Below are 19071 nucleotides of genomic sequence, written 5' to 3'. Positions count from 1 at the left end.
ACAGAAAAGTGCTGCACCATACATAAACATAAAGAACAAGCTTTATAAACATTCTCTCTTTCTATTCTTTATAAGCCTGAACGTATCGCGCATTGGCAAACAGGTCGTCAGGTAAAGGCGCTCGGTGGAATGCAGATCACCTGCCGGTTGGCTATTTTTTGTGCAGAAGGCTTCATTCAAGAGGCTGAAGTCCCTATACTTGCCGCCTTTCTGAAAACCCCCTTTCTCAACAGGCACGAGGTGCGTGGTGGATTTCCCTTCCCGTTTTGACGTGATCGTGATCGGTGGCGGTCATGCCGGTACCGAAGCAGCCCTGGCTGCAGCACGCATGGGCGTGAAGACCCTGCTGCTCACCCACAATGTCGAGACCCTTGGCCAGATGAGCTGCAACCCGGCCATCGGTGGGATCGGCAAGAGCCACCTGGTCAAGGAAATCGATGCCCTTGGCGGCGCCATGGCCATCGCCACCGACAAAGGGGGCATCCAGTTCCGCATCCTCAACAGCCGTAAAGGGCCAGCCGTTCGTGCAACGCGTGCTCAGGCTGATCGCATTCTGTACAAGGCTGCGGTACGCGAGATTCTGGAAAACCAGACCAACCTGTGGATTTTTCAACAGGCTGCCGATGACCTGATTGTGGAAAACGCCGAGGTCAAAGGCGTGGTCACCCAGATGGGCCTCAGATTCCATGCGGACTCCGTGGTGTTGACCACAGGCACCTTCCTTGGCGGACTTATCCACATCGGCATGCAGAACTACTCCGGTGGTCGTGCCGGTGACCCTCCTTCGATCGCACTGGCTCATCGCCTGCGTGAGCTGCCGCTGCGCGTCGGTCGTCTGAAAACCGGCACCCCACCGCGTATCGATGGCCGCTCCGTGGATTTCTCGGTGATGACTGAGCAACCCGGCGATACCCCTACGCCGCTGATGTCCTTCCTTGGCAAGCGTGAGCATCAGCCGCAGCAGATCAGCTGCTGGATCACTCACACAAACGCGCGTACCCACGAAATCATCGCGGCGAACCTCGACCGCTCGCCGATGTATTCGGGAATGATCGAAGGGATCGGCCCGCGTTATTGCCCGTCGATCGAAGACAAGATCCACCGCTTCGCCGACAAGGACAGCCATCAGGTGTTCATCGAGCCGGAAGGCCTGACCACCCATGAGCTGTATCCCAATGGCATCTCCACCTCGCTGCCGTTCGACGTGCAGCTGCAGGTGGTGCGCAGTATTCGTGGCATGGAAAACGCCCACATCATGCGTCCTGGCTATGCCATCGAATATGACTACTTCGACCCGCGTGACCTCAAGTACAGCCTCGAGACCAAGGTCATCGGCGGGCTGTTTTTCGCTGGTCAGATCAACGGCACCACCGGCTACGAAGAGGCCGGCGCCCAGGGCCTGCTGGCCGGTTGCAACGCGGCCCTGCGCGCGCAGGGCAAAGAAGCCTGGTGCCCGCGCCGCGACGAGGCCTACATCGGCGTTCTGGTCGACGACCTGATCACCCTGGGCACTCAGGAGCCGTACCGCATGTTCACCTCGCGTGCCGAATACCGGTTGATTCTGCGTGAGGACAACGCCGACCTGCGCCTGACCGAGAAAGGCCGCGAGCTGGGTCTGATCGATGACCAGCGCTGGGCTTCCTTCGAGGCCAAGCGCGAGGGCATCGTGCAGGAAGAGCAGCGCCTGAAAAGCACCTGGGTGCGCCCGGGCACGCCGCAGGGCGATGCCATCGCCACCCGCTTCGGCACGCCGCTGGCTCACGAGTACAACCTGCTCAACCTGCTGGCTCGCCCGGAGATCGATTACGCCACCTTGGCTGAAGTGACCGAATCCCCGGCTGTGGATAACCAGGTGGCCGAGCAGGTCGAGATCAAGACCAAGTACGCCGGCTACATCGACCGCCAGCAGGAAGAGATCGCCAAGCTGCGTGCCAGCGAGGACACCAAGCTGCCGGATGATCTGGATTACAGCGGCATTTCCGGCTTGTCCAAGGAGATCCAGTTCAAGCTGGGCAACACCCGTCCGGCCACGCTCGGCCAGGCCGGGCGCATTCCTGGCGTCACGCCGGCGGCCATCTCGCTGTTGCTGATTCACCTGAAAAAGCGCAGTGCCGGCCAGAAGCTGGAGCAGAGCGCCTGATGTCGGTCACTCAGCGTCACGCCGAAGAACTGCTCCAGGGTGCCCGCGAGCTCGGTATCGAACTCAGTGCCCAGCAGCAGGAACAACTGCTCGCCTACCTGGGCCTGTTGATCAAGTGGAACAAGGCCTACAACCTCACCGCCGTGCGTGACCCCGACGAAATGGTGTCGCGCCATTTGCTCGACAGCCTGTCGGTGGTGCCCTTCGTGGCCGAGCGTGGGGATAACTGGCTGGATGTCGGCAGTGGCGGCGGCATGCCTGGTGTGCCGCTGGCGATCATGTTTCCCGAGCGGCAGTTCACCCTGCTCGACTCCAACGGCAAGAAGACCCGTTTTCTGGTCCAGGTGAAGCTGGAGCTGAAACTCGCCAATCTCGAGGTTGTCCACAGCCGGGTCGAAGCGTACCGACCTGAGCGCCCCTTCGACGGCATCAGCTCGCGGGCTTTCAGCAGCCTGGAAGACTTCAGCAACTGGACGCGCCATCTCGGCGACGGCAACACTCACTGGCTGGCGATGAAAGGCGTGCACCCGGATGACGAGCTGCAGGCGTTGCCGGCTGACTTCAGTCTCAGTGCCACACATGTGCTGCGGGTTCCCGGTTGCCAAGGCCAGCGCCATCTGTTGATACTGCGTCGCTCGGTCTAAGGGGAAAGAAGATGGCCAAGGTATTCGCGATCGCCAATCAGAAAGGCGGCGTGGGCAAAACCACGACGTGTATCAACCTGGCTGCTTCTCTGGTGGCGACCAAGCGCCGCGTGCTCCTGATCGACCTCGACCCGCAGGGCAATGCCACCATGGGCAGCGGTGTCGACAAGCACGGCCTCGAACACTCGATCTACGACGTCCTGATCGGCGAGTGTGACCTGAGCCAGGCCATGCAGTTTTCCGAGCATGGCGGCTATCAGCTGCTGCCGGCCAACCGCGACCTGACCGCAGCGGAAGTGGCCCTGCTGGAAATGAAGATGAAGGAGAGTCGCCTGCGCTATGCCCTGGCGCCGATCCGCGAGAACTACGACTACATCCTCATCGACTGCCCGCCTTCGCTGAGCATGCTGACCGTCAATGCTCTGGTCGCTGCCGATGGCGTGATCATCCCCATGCAGTGCGAGTACTACGCGCTCGAAGGACTGAGCGACCTGGTCAACAGCATTCAGCGCATCACCCAGTTGCTCAATCCCAAGCTGCAGATCGAAGGTCTGCTGCGCACCATGTACGACCCGCGCATCAGCCTGACCAACGATGTCAGTGCTCAGCTCAAGCAGCACTTCGGCGACAAGCTGTACGACGCCGTTATCCCGCGCAACGTACGCCTGGCCGAGGCACCGAGCTTCGGCATGCCGGCGCTGGTCTACGACAAACAATCCCGTGGTGCCATTGCCTACCTGGCCTTGGCCGGCGAGCTGGTGCGCCGTCAGCGTGCCGCCGCGAAAACCGCTACCGCTTAAGGAACATCCGCATGGCTGCGAAGAAACGAGGTCTGGGTCGAGGTCTGGACGCACTGCTCGGTGGCAACACCGTCAGCGCACTGCAGGAAGAGGCTGCCCAGGTCGACACGCGCGAACTGCAATACGTGCCCCTGGAGCTGATCCAGCGTGGCAAGTATCAGCCGCGTCGCGACATGGATCAGACCGCGCTGGAAGAACTCGCCGCCTCGATCCGTGCCCAGGGCGTGATGCAACCCATCGTGCTGCGCCCGATTGGCGAGGGTCGTTACGAGATCGTTGCCGGCGAGCGCCGCTGGCGTGCCAGCCAGCTGGCCGGTCAGGACAAGATCCCGGCCATGGTGCGCGATCTGCCGGACGAAGCGGCCATCGCCATGGCGTTGATCGAGAACATCCAGCGTGAAGACCTCAATCCGATCGAGGAAGCCGTGGCCCTGCAGCGGCTGCAGCAGGAGTTCGAACTGACCCAGCAGCAGGTCGCCGATGCCGTTGGCAAGTCGCGCGTGACCATCACCAACCTGCTGCGCCTGATTGCCCTGCCGGAAGAGATCAAGACGCTGCTTTCCCATGGCGACCTGGAAATGGGCCATGCCCGTGCATTGCTCGGTTTGCCCCTCGAACAGCAGGTGGAAGCTGCGCGACACGTTGTCGCACGTGGCCTCACCGTTCGCCAGACCGAAGCCCTGGTTCGCCAGTGGCTGTCGGCCAAACCAGCACCGACCAAAGCCAAGGCCGACCCTGACATCAGTCGCCTCGAACAGCGCCTGGCAGAGCGTCTGGGCTCGCCAGTGCAGATAAAGCACGGGGCCAAGGGCAAGGGCCAGTTGGTTATCCGCTACAACTCTCTCGACGAACTGCAGGGTGTGCTCGCCCATATCCGCTGAAACAATTCGCCACATCTGACCGTGTAGCGCACGGTCGGAAATCACTACCCGGCAGTTGAATGGGGGGGATAGGCCCCCTATACTCTGCGCGCAATTTTGTTGGCACTTTTTATGCCAATTCATTGAGTTAAAGCGTTCGATAGTCGAGGACATCAGTTGATGGAACGCCGCATGCCGAAGCGCTTGCCCTTCCATCGTCTACCGGTTTTTCCGGTTCTGGTGGCTCAACTCATCGTCCTGCTGCTGGCCGCTGCGGTGGGCTGGCAATGGCGCGGTAACGTCGCCGGATATTCGGCCTTGTTGGGTGGAGTGATCGCCTGGCTGCCGAATCTGTATTTCGCCCACAAGGCGTTCCGATTCAGTGGAGCGCGGGCAGCGCAGGAAATCGTCCGTTCTTTTTATGCGGGCGAGGCAGGAAAACTGATTTTGACGTTCGTGCTCTTTGCACTAGCGTTTGCGGGTGTGAAACCGCTGGAGGCACCGATGCTGTTCGGTGTCTACCTGCTGACCCTGATGGTCAGCTGGTTCGCTCCGCTGCTAATAACTAAATTCTCAAGACCTTAAAGCGTTCGGGGCAAATAATGGCAGCAGATACCGCTTCGGGTTACATCCAGCACCACCTGACGAACCTGACCTATGGTCAGCATCCGGTGAATGGTTGGAGTTTCGCCCACACCGCACAGGAAGCCAAAGAAATGGGCTTCTGGGCCTTCCACGTAGACACCCTGGCGGTGTCGGTGGTTCTTGGCCTGATCTTCATTCTTCTGTTCCGTCTGGCAGCGCGCAAAGCGACGTCCGACCAGCCTGGCGGTTTGCAGAACTTCGTCGAAGTGCTGGTCGAGTTCGTCGACGGCAGCGTGAAGGACACCTTCCACGGCCGTAACCCGCTGATCGCCCCGCTGGCTCTGACGATCTTCGTCTGGGTCTTCTTGATGAACTTCATGGACCTGATCCCGGTTGACTGGCTGCCGATGCTGGCCGCGACCATCGTTGGGGATCCGCACCTGTACTTCCGCGTGGTTCCGACCACCGACCCGAACGCCACTCTGGGCCTGGCCCTGTCGGTATTCGGCCTGATCCTGTTCTATAGCATCAAGGTCAAGGGTGTCGGCGGTTTCCTCGGTGAGCTGACCATGCATCCGTTCAGCAGCAAGAATATCGCCCTGAAGATCCTGTTGGTCCCGGTGAACTTCCTGCTCGAATTCGTCACCCTGATCGCCAAGCCGGTTTCCCTGGCGCTGCGACTGTTCGGCAACCTGTATGCCGGTGAACTGATCTTCATCCTGATCGCCATCATGTACAGCGGCGGCATGCTGCTGGGCGGTCTGGGCGGTGTGCTGCAGTTGGCCTGGGCCATCTTCCACATCCTGATCATCGTGCTGCAGGCGTTCATCTTCATGATGCTGACCATCGTCTACCTGTCGATGGCGCATGAAGATAACCACTAAGGCGCATGACGTTCCGTGGCGTCACTCGTGACGCCACCGGGACAACCCCTGTCATGGGGACGCAGTAAAAAACGATTTCGCTTTACCGCTTCAACAAAAACCTTAACCAATACGACTGTATGTCGGGAGGAAAAATGGAAACTGTAGTTGGTTTGACCGCTATCGCCGTTGCACTGCTGATCGGCCTGGGTGCCCTGGGTACCGCCATCGGTTTCGGTCTGCTGGGTGGCAAGTTCCTGGAAGGCGCTGCGCGTCAGCCGGAAATGGTCCCGATGCTGCAAGTCAAAATGTTCATCGTCGCCGGTCTGCTGGACGCCGTGACCATGATCGGTGTTGGTATTGCTCTGTTCTTCACCTTCGCGAACCCCTTCGTTGGTCAAATCGCAGGCTAATTCACTCCTTTTCGAGTGAATTGGTGTGACGGACAACGAACGAGCGAGGTGTTGGCGTGAACATTAATGCAACCCTGATTGGCCAGTCCGTTGCCTTCTTCATCTTCGTGTTGTTCTGCATGAAGTACGTATGGCCTCCGGTCATTACTGCTTTGCAGGAACGTCAGAAGAAGATCGCAGACGGCTTGGACGCTGCCAACCGCGCGGCTCGTGATCTGGAGCTGGCCCACGAAAAAGTGGCCCAGCAACTGCGCGAAGCCAAAGGTCAGGCCGCCGAAATCATCGAGCAAGCCAAGAAACGTGCAACTCAGATCGTCGACGAAGCCCGTGATCAGGCCCGTGGCGAAGCTGAACGTGTCAAGGCTCAGGCTCAGGCCGAGATCGAACAGGAAATCAACGGCATCAAAGACGCCCTGCGCGCCCAAGTGGGTGGCCTGGCAGTCAGCGGTGCGGAGAAGATCCTGGGCGCATCCATCGACCAAAACGCGCATGCGGAGCTGGTTAACAAACTGGCAGCCGAAATTTAAGCGAGGGCGCGATCATGGCAGAACTGACCACGCTGGCCCGACCTTACGCTAAGGCTGCCTTCGAGCACGCCCAGGCCCACCAGCAACTGGCCAATTGGTCAGCCATGCTCGGCCTGGCTGCGGCGGTGTCTATCGACGACACCATGCAGCGCGTGCTCAAGGCCCCGCGTCTGACGAGTACAGAAAAGGCCACCACCTTCATCGAGGTGTGTGGTGACAAGTTCGACGCCCAGGCACAGAACTTCATCCACGTTCTCGCCGAGAACGACCGTCTGGCCCTGTTGCCGGACATCTTCGCCCAGTTCGAGCTGTACAAGGCCGAGCAGGAGAAGTCGATCGACGTGGATGTAACAAGTGCCTTCGCATTGAGCGATGAACAGCAAGACAAACTCGCCAAGGTTCTCAGTGCACGGCTCGGCCGAGAAGTGCGTCTGCACGCCGCGGAAGATGCCACCTTAATTGGTGGTGTACTGATTCGCGCCGGCGACCTGGTTATCGATGGCTCAGTTCGCGGCAAACTCGCGAAGCTGGCCGAAGCATTGAAATCTTGAGTTTGAAGGGGCAGCAGAGCTATGCAGCAACTCAATCCTTCCGAAATTAGTGAAATCATCAAGGGGCGCATCGAGAAACTCGACGTCGCCTCCCAAGCCCGCAACGAAGGCACCATCGTCTCCGTTTCCGACGGCATCGTGCGCATCTATGGTCTGGCCGACGTCATGTACGGCGAGATGATCGAGTTCCCGGACGGCGTCTACGGTATGGCGCTGAACCTGGAGCAAGACTCCGTAGGTGCTGTAGTACTGGGTGCTTACACCAGCCTTGCAGAAGGCATGAGCGCCAAGTGCACCGGCCGCATCCTGGAAGTTCCGGTTGGTCCGGAACTGCTGGGCCGCGTCGTCGACGCCCTGGGTAACCCGATCGATGGCAAAGGCCCGATCAACGCCGCCGCTACCGACGCTGTCGAGAAAGTGGCACCGGGCGTGATCTGGCGTAAGTCGGTCGACCAGCCGGTGCAAACCGGTTACAAGTCGGTCGATGCCATGATCCCGGTAGGCCGTGGCCAGCGTGAGCTGATCATCGGTGACCGTCAGATCGGTAAGACTGCCCTGGCAGTCGACGCCATCATCAACCAGAAGAACAGCGGTATCTTCTGCGTCTACGTTGCCATCGGTCAGAAGCAATCGACCATCGCCAACGTGGTACGCAAGCTGGAAGAATCCGGCGCCCTGGCCAACACCATCGTTGTTGCCGCCTCGGCTTCGGAATCTGCCGCACTGCAGTTCCTGGCTCCGTACGCCGGTTGCACCATGGGCGAATACTTCCGCGACCGCGGTGAAGACGCCCTGATCGTGTACGACGACCTGTCCAAGCAGGCCGTGGCTTACCGTCAGATCTCCCTGCTGCTGCGCCGTCCGCCAGGCCGTGAGGCCTACCCGGGCGACGTGTTCTATCTCCACAGCCGTCTGCTGGAGCGCGCTTCCCGCGTTTCCGAAGAGTACGTCGAGAAGTTCACCAATGGCGCCGTGACTGGCAAGACCGGTTCGCTGACCGCTCTGCCGATCATCGAAACCCAGGCTGGCGACGTTTCCGCGTTCGTTCCGACCAACGTGATCTCGATCACCGACGGTCAGATCTTCCTGGAATCGGCCATGTTCAACTCGGGTATCCGTCCGGCCGTCAACGCCGGTATCTCGGTATCTCGTGTGGGTGGCGCAGCTCAGACCAAGATCATCAAGAAGCTCTCCGGTGGTATCCGTACCGCTCTGGCTCAGTACCGTGAACTGGCAGCATTCGCCCAGTTCGCCTCTGACCTGGACGAAGCCACCCGCAAGCAGCTCGAGCACGGTCAACGTGTTACCGAACTGATGAAGCAGAAGCAGTACGCGCCCATGTCGATCGCCGACATGTCCGTGTCCCTGTACGCTGCCGAGCGCGGCTTCCTGACCGACGTGGAAGTGAACAAGGTTGGCGCCTTCGAAGCAGCTCTGCTGAGCTACTTCAACCGTGACCTGGCCGATCTGATGGCCAAGATCAACGTCAAAGGTGACTTCAACGACGAAATCGACGCCGCCATCAAAGCCGGTATCGAGAAGTTCAAAGCCACCCAAACCTGGTAAGCCGCAGCGGGCGTCGCGAGACGCCCGCCTGCTAACCCGATAGGTGTGAAATGGCAGGCGCAAAAGAGATTCGCAGCAAGATTGCGAGCATCAAAAGCACGCAGAAGATCACCAGCGCCATGGAAAAAGTGGCGGTCAGCAAAATGCGCAAGGCTCAACAGCGCATGGCAGCTAGCCGTCCCTACGCGGAGCGTATCCGCCAGGTAATTGGTCATCTGGCCAACGCCAACCCGGAATACCGCCATCCCTTCATGATCGAGCGCGAAGTAAAGCGTGCCGGTTATGTAGTGGTGAGCAGTGACCGTGGTCTGTGCGGTGGTTTGAATACCAACCTGTTCAAGGCCCTGGTCAAGGACATGGCGAAAGATCGCGAGCAAGGCGTGGAGATCGATCTCTGCGTGATTGGCTCCAAAGGCGCGGCATTCTTCCGCAACTTTGGTGGCAATGTCGTCGCTGCGATCAGCCACCTCGGCGAAGAGCCGTCGATCAATGACCTGATCGGTAGTGTCAAGGTCATGCTCGACGCCTACCTCGAAGGTCGCATCGACCGTCTGTCCGTGGTCTCGAACAAGTTCATCAATACCATGACGCAGAAGCCTACAGTGGAGCAGTTGGTTCCGCTGGTGGCCGATCCGGATCAACAGCTCAAGCATCACTGGGACTATCTGTACGAGCCCGATGCCAAAGAGCTGCTCGACGGCCTGATGGTTCGCTATGTCGAATCCCAGGTGTACCAGGCGGTGGTCGAGAACAACGCGGCTGAACAAGCTGCGCGGATGATTGCGATGAAGAACGCCACCGACAACGCTGGCGATCTCATCAAAGACCTGCAGCTGATTTACAACAAGGCGCGTCAGGCAGCGATCACCCAGGAAATTTCGGAAATCGTCGGCGGCGCTGCCGCGGTTTAAAGAACGGTTCAACTGTTAGAACGGTTGAAAAAAGTCAGAGGAACCAAAGATGAGTAGCGGACGTATCGTTCAAATCATCGGCGCCGTCATCGACGTGGAATTCCCGCGTGACAAGGTGCCGAGTGTTTATGACGCGCTGAAAGTAGTCGGCGCCGAAACCACTCTGGAAGTTCAGCAACAGCTGGGCGACGGTGTGGTACGTACCATTGCGATGGGTTCGACCGAAGGCCTCAAGCGTGGCCTGGACGTCGACAGCACTGGCGCAGGCATCCAGGTACCGGTCGGGGTGAAAACCCTGGGCCGTATCATGGACGTACTGGGCAACCCCATCGACGAAGCCGGCCCGATCGGCGAAGAAGAAAAGTGGGAAATCCACCGCGCTGCGCCGAGCTATGCCGAGCAAGCCGGCGGCAACGACCTGCTGGAAACCGGCATCAAGGTTATCGACCTGGTCTGCCCGTTCGCCAAGGGCGGTAAAGTCGGTCTGTTCGGTGGTGCCGGTGTCGGCAAGACCGTAAACATGATGGAACTGATCCGTAACATCGCCATCGAGCACAGCGGTTATTCCGTGTTCGCGGGTGTGGGTGAGCGTACTCGTGAGGGTAACGACTTCTACCACGAGATGAAGGATTCCAACGTTCTCGACAAGGTAGCCCTGGTCTACGGTCAGATGAACGAGCCACCAGGCAACCGTCTGCGCGTAGCACTGACTGGCCTGACCATGGCCGAGAAGTTCCGTGACGAAGGTCGTGACGTTCTGTTGTTCGTCGACAACATCTACCGTTACACCCTCGCCGGTACCGAAGTATCCGCACTGCTGGGCCGTATGCCTTCGGCAGTAGGTTATCAGCCGACCCTGGCCGAAGAGATGGGCGTTCTGCAAGAGCGCATCACCTCCACCAAGAAAGGCTCGATCACCTCGATCCAGGCCGTATACGTACCTGCGGACGACCTGACCGACCCGAGCCCGGCGACCACCTTCGCCCACTTGGACGCCACCGTCGTACTGAGCCGTGACATCGCTTCCCTGGGTATCTACCCGGCCGTTGACCCGCTGGACTCCACCAGCCGTCAGCTGGATCCGAACGTCATCGGCAACGAACACTACGAGACCGCTCGTGGCGTTCAGTATGTTCTGCAGCGCTACAAGGAGCTGAAGGACATCATCGCGATCCTGGGTATGGACGAGCTGTCCGAATCCGACAAGCAGCTGGTATCCCGTGCTCGTAAGATTCAGCGCTTCCTGTCCCAGCCGTTCTTCGTGGCCGAGGTCTTCACCGGCTCGCCAGGCAAGTACGTGTCCCTGAAAGACACCATCGCTGGCTTTAGCGGCATCCTCAAAGGCGACTACGACCACCTGCCGGAACAAGCGTTCTACATGGTTGGCGGTATCGAAGAAGCCATCGAGAAAGCGAAGAAACTGTAATCACCCATGCGCCTGGCAACGGGCGCATCAGAGTTGTGGGTAACTTCGGTTATCCACAATCTGTAACCTGAGGCAAGCGTATGGCTATGACAGTCCATTGCGATATCGTCAGCGCGGAAGCGGAGATCTTCTCCGGCCTGGTCGAGATGGTGATTGCGCACGGCAACCTGGGTGATCTAGGTATCGCTCCGGGCCACGCGCCGCTGATCACTGACCTGAAACCGGGTCCGATCCGCCTGATCAAGCAGGGTGGCGAAGCCGAGGTGTTCTACATCTCCGGTGGTTTCCTCGAAGTGCAGCCGAACATGGTCAAGGTTCTCGCCGACACCGTGCAACGCGCCGCCGACATCGACGAAGCTGCTGCTCAGGAGGCCCTCAAGGCCGCCGAGAAAGCGCTGAGCGAGCAGGGTTCTGAGTTCAACTACAGTTCCGCCGCCGCTCACCTGGCCGAAGTCGCAGCCCAGCTGCGTACCGTCCAGCAGCTGCGCAAGAAGTTCGGCGGTTAATCTCGCCGGCTTCAACCGTTGTTCGAGAAAGGGTAGCCTAGGCTACCCTTTTTCATTTCTGCCGTTTCGTACTCCGGCGCCCTGTGCCGGAGGCTGCCAAGGAATCGCCGTTCATGTCGCTCGATATCGTCATCCTCGCTGCTGGGCAAGGCACCCGCATGCGTTCCGCTCTGCCCAAGGTGCTGCATCCGGTCGCCGACAAGCCCATGCTCGGCCACGTCATCGACACTGCGCGCAGCCTGCAGCCGAGCAGCATCCAGGTGGTGATCGGGCATGGCGCCGACAAGGTGCGCGAGCGCCTGGCAGCCACTGATCTGAACTTCGTCATCCAGGCCGAACAGCTGGGTACCGGTCACGCCGTGGCCCAGGCCTTGCCGCAGCTCAGCGCTGATACCGTGCTGATCCTCTACGGCGACGTGCCGCTGATCGAGCCGGCGACCCTGCAGCGCCTGCTGGGGCTGGTCAACGACAACCAACTGGGCCTGCTCACCGTCGAGCTGGCCGACCCCGCCGGCTACGGCCGCATCGTGCGTGACGAGCAGGGCGTGGTGCAGGCCATCGTCGAGCACAAGGACGCCAGCGCAGCGCAGCGGCAGATCGGCGAAGGCAACACTGGCATCCTCGCCGTACCGGGCAAGCGCCTGGCCGACTGGCTGGGGCGTCTGTCCAACAGTAACGCGCAGGGCGAGTACTACCTGACCGATGTGATCGCCATGGCGGTGGCCGACGGCCTGGTGGTGGCCACTGAACGCGCGAGCGACGAGATGGAAGTGCTGGGTGCCAATGATCGCATCCAGCTGGCGCAGCTCGAGCGTCACTATCAATACCGTGCTGGGCGCCAACTGATGGCCCAGGGCGTGACCCTGATCGATCCTGCGCGCTTCGATGTGCGCGGCGAGGTCAGTGTGGGCCGCGACGTGACCATCGATATCAACGTGATCCTCGAAGGCCGTGTGGTCATCGAGGATGATGTGCAGATCGGCCCCAACTGCGTGATCAAGGACTCAGTGCTGCGCAAGGGCGCCATCGTCAAGGCCAACAGCCATCTGGATGGCGCCGAGATGGGCGAGGGCGCCGATTGCGGCCCGTTCGCCCGCCTGCGTCCGGGGACCAAACTGGGTGCCAAGGCTCATGTGGGTAACTTCGTCGAACTGAAGAACGCCGTGCTGGGCGAAGGCGCCAAGGCCGGCCACCTGAGCTACCTGGGCGATGCCGAGATCGGTGCCCGTACCAACATCGGTGCCGGCACCATTACCTGTAACTACGATGGCGCCAACAAATTCCGTACGGTGATGGGCGAGGATGTGTTCATCGGCTCCAACAGTGCACTGGTCGCGCCAGTGAACCTGGGCGACCGTGTGACCACAGGCGCGGGCTCGGTAGTGACCAGCGATGTACCGGCGGACACGCTGGCAGTCGGTCGCGCCAAGCAGCGCAATATCGAAGGCTGGAAGCGCCCGACCAAGAAGGTCTGAAGGAGCCGGCAAGGATGCCACTACGTAAACGCTGGATCCTGCTCCTGTTGCTGCTGATCTGGGCGGTGCTACCGGAATGGCCGCGCATTCCGGTCGACGGTGCGAGCAAGCGAGACTGGAATCCGCAAACCTTCTGGTTCGAACCCTGGGGCCGTTCCGGCGTGCACAAGGGGATCGATATCTTCGCCAAGCTGGGTACACCTGTGCGCTCTACCAGCTATGGCGTGGTGCTGTTTCGTGGCGAAATCCAGCAAGGTGGCAAGGTCGTCCTGGTGCTGGGCCCGAAGTGGCGTCTTCACTACTACGCCCACTTGCACACCATCGATGTCTACCCAGGCCAGCTGCTGTTGACCGGTAGCCGGCTCGGTTCAGTTGGAGACACGGGCAACGCGCGCGGGAAACCGGCACATTTGCACTACTCGATCGTCAGCCTGCTACCGTTGCCCTGGCGTGCGGACGACTCGACTCAGGGCTGGAAGAAGATGTTCTACCTTGATCCCAACTCGATTCTGCCTGCCCGTCAATAGCGCTGCGAGCTGAGCAGGGCGGTGATACCACGGGGTTGTGGATAACTTACCCAGTACGGAGTTTATGCATGTTCGGTGTGACGGATTACGCCGCCTTCGTGGTGGCCTTCATCATCCTGCTGGCCATTCCCGGGCCAGGTAACCTGGCGTTGATTCTGTCCACCGGCAAGGGCGGCATTCGCGGTGGACTGGCCTCGACCTTCGGCATCATCTTTGGCGACCAGGTACTGCTGTGGCTGGCAGTGGCCGGTGTCGCCGCGCTGCTCAAGGCCTACCCGGCCGCCTTCCATCTGGTGCAGTGGCTCGGTGCGGCCTACTTGGTCTACCTCGGCCTGCGCATGATCCTGGCCAAGCCCGGTGCGGCACCGACGCTGGAAATCAAGCCGCGCCGTTACCTGTGGCAAACCCTGGTGATCACCGTTTTCAATCCCAAGGCCATCATCTTCTACATGGCCTTCTTCCCGCTGTTCATCGATCCGCAGCGGCATCAGGGCCTGATTACTTTCGCTTTCATGGCCGTGACCATCATGGCGCTGACCTTCCTCTATGGGCTGCTGATCGTGCTGCTGACTCACTTTCTCGCCGAGCGCATGCGCGCCAACCCACGTATCGCGCGAGTTCTGGAGAAACTGGGCGGGCTTTGCCTGGTTGGTTTCGGGGTCAAACTGACGCTGAACTGATCAGCGGACGCTTGCGGGCGTTTCGATCATATGTTTTGATTCGCGCCATTATCTTTCGAATCGAAACTTAAGCATGTCGAAGCGCAATACGCCGCAGCGTCGCCACACCATCCTCGCCTTGCTCGCCGAGCAGGGCGAAGTGTCCGTGGATGCCTTGGCGCAGCACTTCGCCACCAGCGAAGTGACCATTCGCAAGGACCTCGCCGCCCTGGAAAAGAACGGCCTGCTGCTGCGCCGTTATGGCGGTGCGGTGCCGGTGCCGCAAGAGCTGATCAGCGAGCCGACTCAGCCCATCTCCCCCTACAAGCAGGCCATCGCCCGCGCCGGTGTAGCGCGCATCCGCGAGCACGCGCGGATCATCATCGACAGCGGCACCACTACGGCGGCGATGATTCCGCAGCTTGGCTACAAGCCTGGTCTGGTGGTGATGACCAACTCGCTCAATGTGGCCAATGCGCTGCGCGATATCGAGCATGAGCCGGTGCTGTTGATGACCGGCGGCACCTGGGATCCGCACTCGGAATCCTTCCAGGGCCAGGTGGCCGAGCAGGTACTGCGTTCCTACGACTTCGATCAACTGTTCATCGGTGCCGATGGCATCGACCTGGAGCGTGGCACCACCACTTTCAACGAGCTGCTTGGTCTGTCGCGAGTGATGGCGGAAGTTGCCCGCGAAGTCATCGTGATGGTCGAGAGCGACAAGATCGGCCGCCGTATTCCCAACCTGGAACTGCCCTGGGGCAGCGTCCATACCCTGATCACCGACGAGCGCCTCGCCAGCGAGGCCCGTGAACACCTGAGCGCGCGTGGCATCCAGCTGATCATCGCGCCGCAGCAAGACTGAGGACTTAGACATGTGTGGAATCGTAGGCGCCATCGCTGAACGCAACATCACCCCGGTACTGGTCGAAGGCCTCAAGCGCCTGGAGTACCGCGGCTACGACAGCGCCGGTGTGGCGCTGCTGACCGAGCAGGGCGCGCTGGATCGGCGCCGCCGCGTCGGCAAGGTCAGCGAGCTGCAGGCCGCCCTGCAAGCCGAACCGTTGGCCGGCCGTCTGGGCATCGCCCACACCCGCTGGGCCACCCACGGCGCGCCGAGCGAACGCAATGCGCACCCGCACTTCTCCGGGCAGGAACTGGCCGTGGTGCACAACGGCATCATCGAGAACCACGAAGAACTGCGTGAGCGTCTCAAGGGCCTGGGCTACGTCTTCAGCTCCGATACCGACACTGAAACCATCGTCCACCTGCTCGAGCACAAGCTGCAGCAGTTCGGTGATCTTAGCGCCGCGCTCAAGGCTGCCATCCCGGAACTCCACGGTGCCTACGGCCTGGCCGTGATCAGCGCCAAGCAGCCGGATCGCCTGCTGGCCGCCCGCAGTGGCAGCCCGCTGGTGATCGGTTTGGGGCTCGGTGAGAACTTCCTCGCCTCCGACCAGCTCGCCCTGCGTCAGGTCACCGACCGTTTCATGTACCTGGAAGAAGGCGATATCGCCGAAATTCGTCGTGACGGCGTGCAGATCTGGGACGCGGCCGGCCAATCGGTGCAGCGTGAAGCCGTGCAGTACCACGAAGGTGCCGAGGCCGCCGACAAGGGCGAGTACCGCCACTTCATGCTCAAGGAAATCCACGAGCAGCCCAAGGTCGTACAGCGCACCCTGGAAGGCCGTCTGGGTAGTGATCACGTGCTGGTGCAGGCCTTTGGCCCGCAGGCCGCCGAACTGTTCGCCAAGGTGAAGAACATACAGATCGTCGCCTGCGGCACCAGCTACCACGCCGGCATGGTCGCCCGTTACTGGCTGGAAGAGCTGGCCGGTATTCCCTGCCAGGTCGAAGTGGCCAGCGAGTTCCGCTATCGCAAGGTGGTGGTGCAGCCGGACACCCTGTTCGTCAGCGTCTCGCAGTCCGGCGAAACCGCCGACACCCTGGCCGCGCTGCGCAATGCCAAGGAGAAGGCGCCGGGGCAGGGCGGCTACCTGGCCAGCCTGGTGATCTGCAACGTCGGCACCAGCTCGCTGGTGCGCGAATCCGACCTGTGTCTGCTGACCCAGGCCGGTCCGGAAATCGGCGTGGCTTCGACCAAGGCCTTCACCACCCAGTTGGTCGGTCTGATGCTGCTGACCCTGGCTCTCGGCCAGGTGCATGGTTCTCTGGACAAGGCACTGGAAGTGCAACTGGTCGACGAGCTGCGCCGCCTGCCGACCCGCCTGGGCGAAGCGCTGGCCATGGACAAGACTGTGGAGAAGATCTCCGAATTGTTCGCCGAGAAGCACCACAGCCTGTTCCTCGGCCGTGGCGCGCAATACCCGGTGGCCATGGAGGGGGCGCTCAAGCTCAAGGAAATTTCCTACATCCATGCCGAGGCCTACCCGGCAGGCGAGCTCAAACATGGCCCGCTGGCCCTGGTCGACGCCGACATGCCGGTGGTCACCGTGGCGCCGAACAACGAGCTGCTGGAAAAGCTCAAGTCCAACCTACAGGAAGTGCGCGCCCGTGGCGGTGAGCTGATCGTCTTCGCTGACCAGCAGGCAGGCATGCGCAATGGCGAAGGCACCCATGTGGTGGCCATGCCGCACATCCACGACCTGCTTGCGCCGATCCTTTACACCGTGCCGCTGCAACTGCTGTCGTACTACGTCGCTGTGCTCAAGGGCACTGACGTCGACCAGCCGCGTAATCTCGCGAAAAGTGTCACGGTCGAATAAGGCAGCGGGCTAAGGCAGGTGCGTTGAGGTCTCGGTCGATACCCGGGGCCGCTGATGGGAGACAGCCATGTGAGGGCTGGCGGTCTTCCCGGCAGCGGCAGCCTTGGTTTATCGATTGACGTCCACCACGATCCGTCCTCGCACCTTGCCGTCCAGCAGGTCATTGGCAGCGCCGATGGCCTCGCTGAGGGCAATTTCCCGGGTCATTTCATCCAGTAGCGCCAGGTCCAGCTCCGAGGCCAGACGTTGCCAGGCCGTTACCCGTTCCGCGTAAGGGCGGGTCACGCTGTTTATCCCCAGCAAACTGACGCCGCGCAGGATGAACGGGGCGACAGTGGCCGGGAAGTCCATGCCCTGGGCCAGGCCGCAGGCTGCAACGGCGCCGTCGGCATGGGTGCTGGCGCAGACGTTGGCCAGGGTGTGACTGCCCACCGAGTCGATTGCCGCTGCCCAGCGTTCGGCGGCCAGAGGGCGTCCAGGGTTGCTTAGCTCGGCCCGGTCGATGATCGTCTTTGCGCCCAGGCGTTTCAGGTAATCAGCCTCCGCCGGGCGGCCAGTCGAGGCGGTTACCGAGTAGCCCAGTTTGGCCAGCAATGCGATGGCAAAGCTGCCGACCCCGCCATTGGCGCCAGTGACCAGCACTTCGCCACTTTCGGGTGACAAGCCGTGACGTTCTAGGGCGATCAGGCTAAGCATGGCGGTATAACCGGCCGTGCCGATGGCCATGGCCTGGCGTGCGCTCAGTTGATCGGGCAGGGGGATCAGCCAGTCGCCTTTCAGTCTGGCCTTCTGGGCCAAACCACCCCAGTGCTTCTCGCCTACGCCCCAGCCATTGAGCAATACCCGGTCGCCAACCTTGTACTGGGCATGATCGCTGGCTTCGACGACGCCGGCCAGATCAATGCCCGGAACCATGGGAAAGCGGCGCACTACCGGGCTGCGGCCGCTGATGGCGAGACCGTCCTTGTAGTTGAGCGTGCTGCACTCGACGCGCACGGTGACGTCGCCTTCCGGCAGTTGCGAGTCATCCAGCTCGGTCAGACGGGTCTGGTAACGGTCGTCATTTTTTTCGATGAGTAATGCCTTGAACATGGTCTCTCCTTATTTAGACTGATCGTCTATAAATGGTGAAAAAAATACTACCTCGCCATGCCGTTCAGAAAACCGGTGGCGAAGGTGTCCAGTGGTTGGGCATCCTGAACCAGCTTGGCGCGTAACACGGCACCTTCCCAGCCGATCCAGAAGTAGGCGGCAAGCGCATCGCAATCGCTGCCTTGCCGCAGCTGTCCGAGGCGGACTGCCTCGGACAGGCAGTTGGCCAGCCGTACCTGCCAGTCGAGGAGGACGTCCTCCAGCGTTTGGCGAAAACTGGCGGGTAGCGCCGTGATCTCCTGACCCAGATTGCCGACCAGGCAACCGCGGCGAAACTGATGTCTGGCCATGCCTGCTTTGGCGTCTTCGACGAAATTGCTCAGGCGCTGCAGGGGCAGAACGCTTTCGTCCAGCAGCCAGCGATCCAGTTTGCGCGCGAAGTAGCCGGCATAGCGTTGCAGCACTTCCTGGACGAAGGCTTCCTTGCTGTCGAAGTAGTGATAGAACGAGCCCTTGGGCACGCGTACACGCTTCAGTACTGCATCGATCCCCGTGGCGGCAAAGCCCTGCTCGGTCAGTACTTCCATGCCGCAATGCAGCAACGCCTCGCGAGTGTCATCGAAGCTTCTCGCGACTTTGGGCGGACGGCCACGACGGGCCTGGGGCTTGGAAGTAGTCATGGAAATATATTAGACCGATCGTCTATAGTGTCAACCTCTGCTGCCGAAGCAGCTGGCTGCGCATCGGCGGGCTTTTGATTGTCGTGCACCTGGTCCGGGGCTGCAGCCTGATGCTTCGTA

20 protein-coding genes are annotated in these 19071 nt (G+C 60.8%); 18 read left to right on the top strand and 2 right to left on the bottom strand.

Annotated elements, in window-relative coordinates; all coding sequences use genetic code 11:
* Positions 1-247 precede the first annotated feature (247 nt).
* The 18 genes from mnmG (at position 248) to glmS (ending at position 17179) form a co-directional block, all read left to right on the top strand.
* Positions 248-2140 carry a tRNA uridine-5-carboxymethylaminomethyl(34) synthesis enzyme MnmG gene (gene mnmG, locus PCLY_RS08250; protein WP_061238806.1) on the top strand — a complete coding sequence of 631 codons (1893 nt, stop codon included), beginning with the start codon at positions 248-250 and terminating at the stop codon, positions 2138-2140.
* Complete coding sequence (rsmG, locus tag PCLY_RS08245) at positions 2137-2784, top strand: 16S rRNA (guanine(527)-N(7))-methyltransferase RsmG (RefSeq protein WP_197432166.1); 648 nt, start codon at positions 2137-2139, stop codon at positions 2782-2784. The genes mnmG and rsmG overlap by 4 nt, the downstream gene beginning before the upstream one ends.
* Positions 2785-2795: 11 nt before the next feature.
* On the top strand, positions 2796-3584 hold the full coding sequence (locus PCLY_RS08240) for a ParA family protein (protein WP_061238804.1): 789 nt from the start codon (positions 2796-2798) through the stop codon (positions 3582-3584).
* An 11-nt stretch (positions 3585-3595) separates the two neighbouring features.
* A complete protein-coding gene (locus tag PCLY_RS08235; protein WP_061238803.1) occupies positions 3596-4465 on the top strand; it encodes a ParB/RepB/Spo0J family partition protein in 870 nt (289 codons plus the stop codon).
* Positions 4466-4624: 159 nt separating this feature from the next.
* Positions 4625-5029, top strand: a complete 405-nt coding sequence (locus PCLY_RS08230) for a F0F1 ATP synthase subunit I (protein ID WP_061238802.1) — start codon at positions 4625-4627, stop codon at positions 5027-5029.
* A 17-nt stretch (positions 5030-5046) separates the two neighbouring features.
* Positions 5047-5913, top strand: a complete 867-nt coding sequence (gene atpB / locus PCLY_RS08225) for a F0F1 ATP synthase subunit A (RefSeq protein WP_061238801.1) — start codon at positions 5047-5049, stop codon at positions 5911-5913.
* A gap of 134 nt (positions 5914-6047) precedes the next feature.
* Positions 6048-6305, top strand: a complete 258-nt coding sequence (gene atpE, locus PCLY_RS08220) for a F0F1 ATP synthase subunit C (RefSeq protein WP_003097235.1) — start codon at positions 6048-6050, stop codon at positions 6303-6305.
* A gap of 56 nt (positions 6306-6361) precedes the next feature.
* A complete protein-coding gene (locus PCLY_RS08215) occupies positions 6362-6832 on the top strand; it encodes a F0F1 ATP synthase subunit B (RefSeq protein ID WP_061238800.1) in 471 nt (156 codons plus the stop codon).
* A 14-nt stretch (positions 6833-6846) separates the two neighbouring features.
* Complete coding sequence (locus PCLY_RS08210; RefSeq protein WP_037000976.1) at positions 6847-7383, top strand: F0F1 ATP synthase subunit delta; 537 nt, start codon at positions 6847-6849, stop codon at positions 7381-7383.
* Positions 7384-7404: 21 nt separating this feature from the next.
* Positions 7405-8949, top strand: a complete 1545-nt coding sequence (atpA, locus tag PCLY_RS08205; RefSeq protein WP_037000975.1) for a F0F1 ATP synthase subunit alpha — start codon at positions 7405-7407, stop codon at positions 8947-8949.
* A 50-nt stretch (positions 8950-8999) separates the two neighbouring features.
* Positions 9000-9860 carry a F0F1 ATP synthase subunit gamma gene (atpG, locus tag PCLY_RS08200; protein ID WP_061238799.1) on the top strand — a complete coding sequence of 287 codons (861 nt, stop codon included), beginning with the start codon at positions 9000-9002 and terminating at the stop codon, positions 9858-9860.
* Positions 9861-9909: 49 nt separating this feature from the next.
* Positions 9910-11286 carry a F0F1 ATP synthase subunit beta gene (gene atpD, locus PCLY_RS08195; protein ID WP_061238798.1) on the top strand — a complete coding sequence of 459 codons (1377 nt, stop codon included), beginning with the start codon at positions 9910-9912 and terminating at the stop codon, positions 11284-11286.
* 80 nt (positions 11287-11366) lie between these two features.
* Entirely contained in the window at positions 11367-11792 is a 426-nt protein-coding gene (locus tag PCLY_RS08190; RefSeq protein WP_037000971.1) for a F0F1 ATP synthase subunit epsilon, read from the top strand.
* Positions 11793-11905: 113 nt separating this feature from the next.
* On the top strand, positions 11906-13267 hold the full coding sequence (gene glmU / locus PCLY_RS08185) for a bifunctional UDP-N-acetylglucosamine diphosphorylase/glucosamine-1-phosphate N-acetyltransferase GlmU (protein ID WP_061238797.1): 1362 nt from the start codon (positions 11906-11908) through the stop codon (positions 13265-13267).
* 14 nt (positions 13268-13281) lie between these two features.
* Positions 13282-13794, top strand: a complete 513-nt coding sequence (locus PCLY_RS08180) for a M23 family metallopeptidase (RefSeq protein WP_061238796.1) — start codon at positions 13282-13284, stop codon at positions 13792-13794.
* A gap of 68 nt (positions 13795-13862) precedes the next feature.
* Positions 13863-14474, top strand: a complete 612-nt coding sequence (locus PCLY_RS08175) for a LysE family transporter (protein ID WP_061238795.1) — start codon at positions 13863-13865, stop codon at positions 14472-14474.
* A gap of 73 nt (positions 14475-14547) precedes the next feature.
* On the top strand, positions 14548-15318 hold the full coding sequence (locus tag PCLY_RS08170; RefSeq protein ID WP_061238794.1) for a DeoR/GlpR family DNA-binding transcription regulator: 771 nt from the start codon (positions 14548-14550) through the stop codon (positions 15316-15318).
* Positions 15319-15328: 10 nt separating this feature from the next.
* Positions 15329-17179 carry a glutamine--fructose-6-phosphate transaminase (isomerizing) gene (gene glmS, locus PCLY_RS08165; RefSeq protein ID WP_061238793.1) on the top strand — a complete coding sequence of 617 codons (1851 nt, stop codon included), beginning with the start codon at positions 15329-15331 and terminating at the stop codon, positions 17177-17179.
* Positions 17180-17287: 108 nt separating this feature from the next.
* Here the strand turns inward: glmS and acuI are convergent, their stop codons facing one another.
* Both acuI and acuR read right to left on the bottom strand, forming a co-directional pair.
* A complete protein-coding gene (gene acuI / locus PCLY_RS08160) occupies positions 17288-18271 on the bottom strand; it encodes an acrylyl-CoA reductase (NADPH) (protein WP_061238792.1) in 984 nt (327 codons plus the stop codon).
* 47 nt (positions 18272-18318) lie between these two features.
* Positions 18319-18951 (bottom strand): acrylate utilization transcriptional regulator AcuR, encoded by a 633-nt coding sequence (gene acuR, locus PCLY_RS08155; RefSeq protein WP_197432160.1) that lies wholly within the window; start codon positions 18949-18951, stop codon positions 18319-18321.
* Between the last annotated feature and the right edge of the window lie 120 nt (positions 18952-19071).

It is taken from the genome of Ectopseudomonas composti (assembly GCF_001567565.1).
Lineage (GTDB): Bacteria > Pseudomonadota > Gammaproteobacteria > Pseudomonadales > Pseudomonadaceae > Aquipseudomonas > Aquipseudomonas composti_A.
This window is presented reverse-complemented; position numbering and strand designations above follow the sequence as displayed.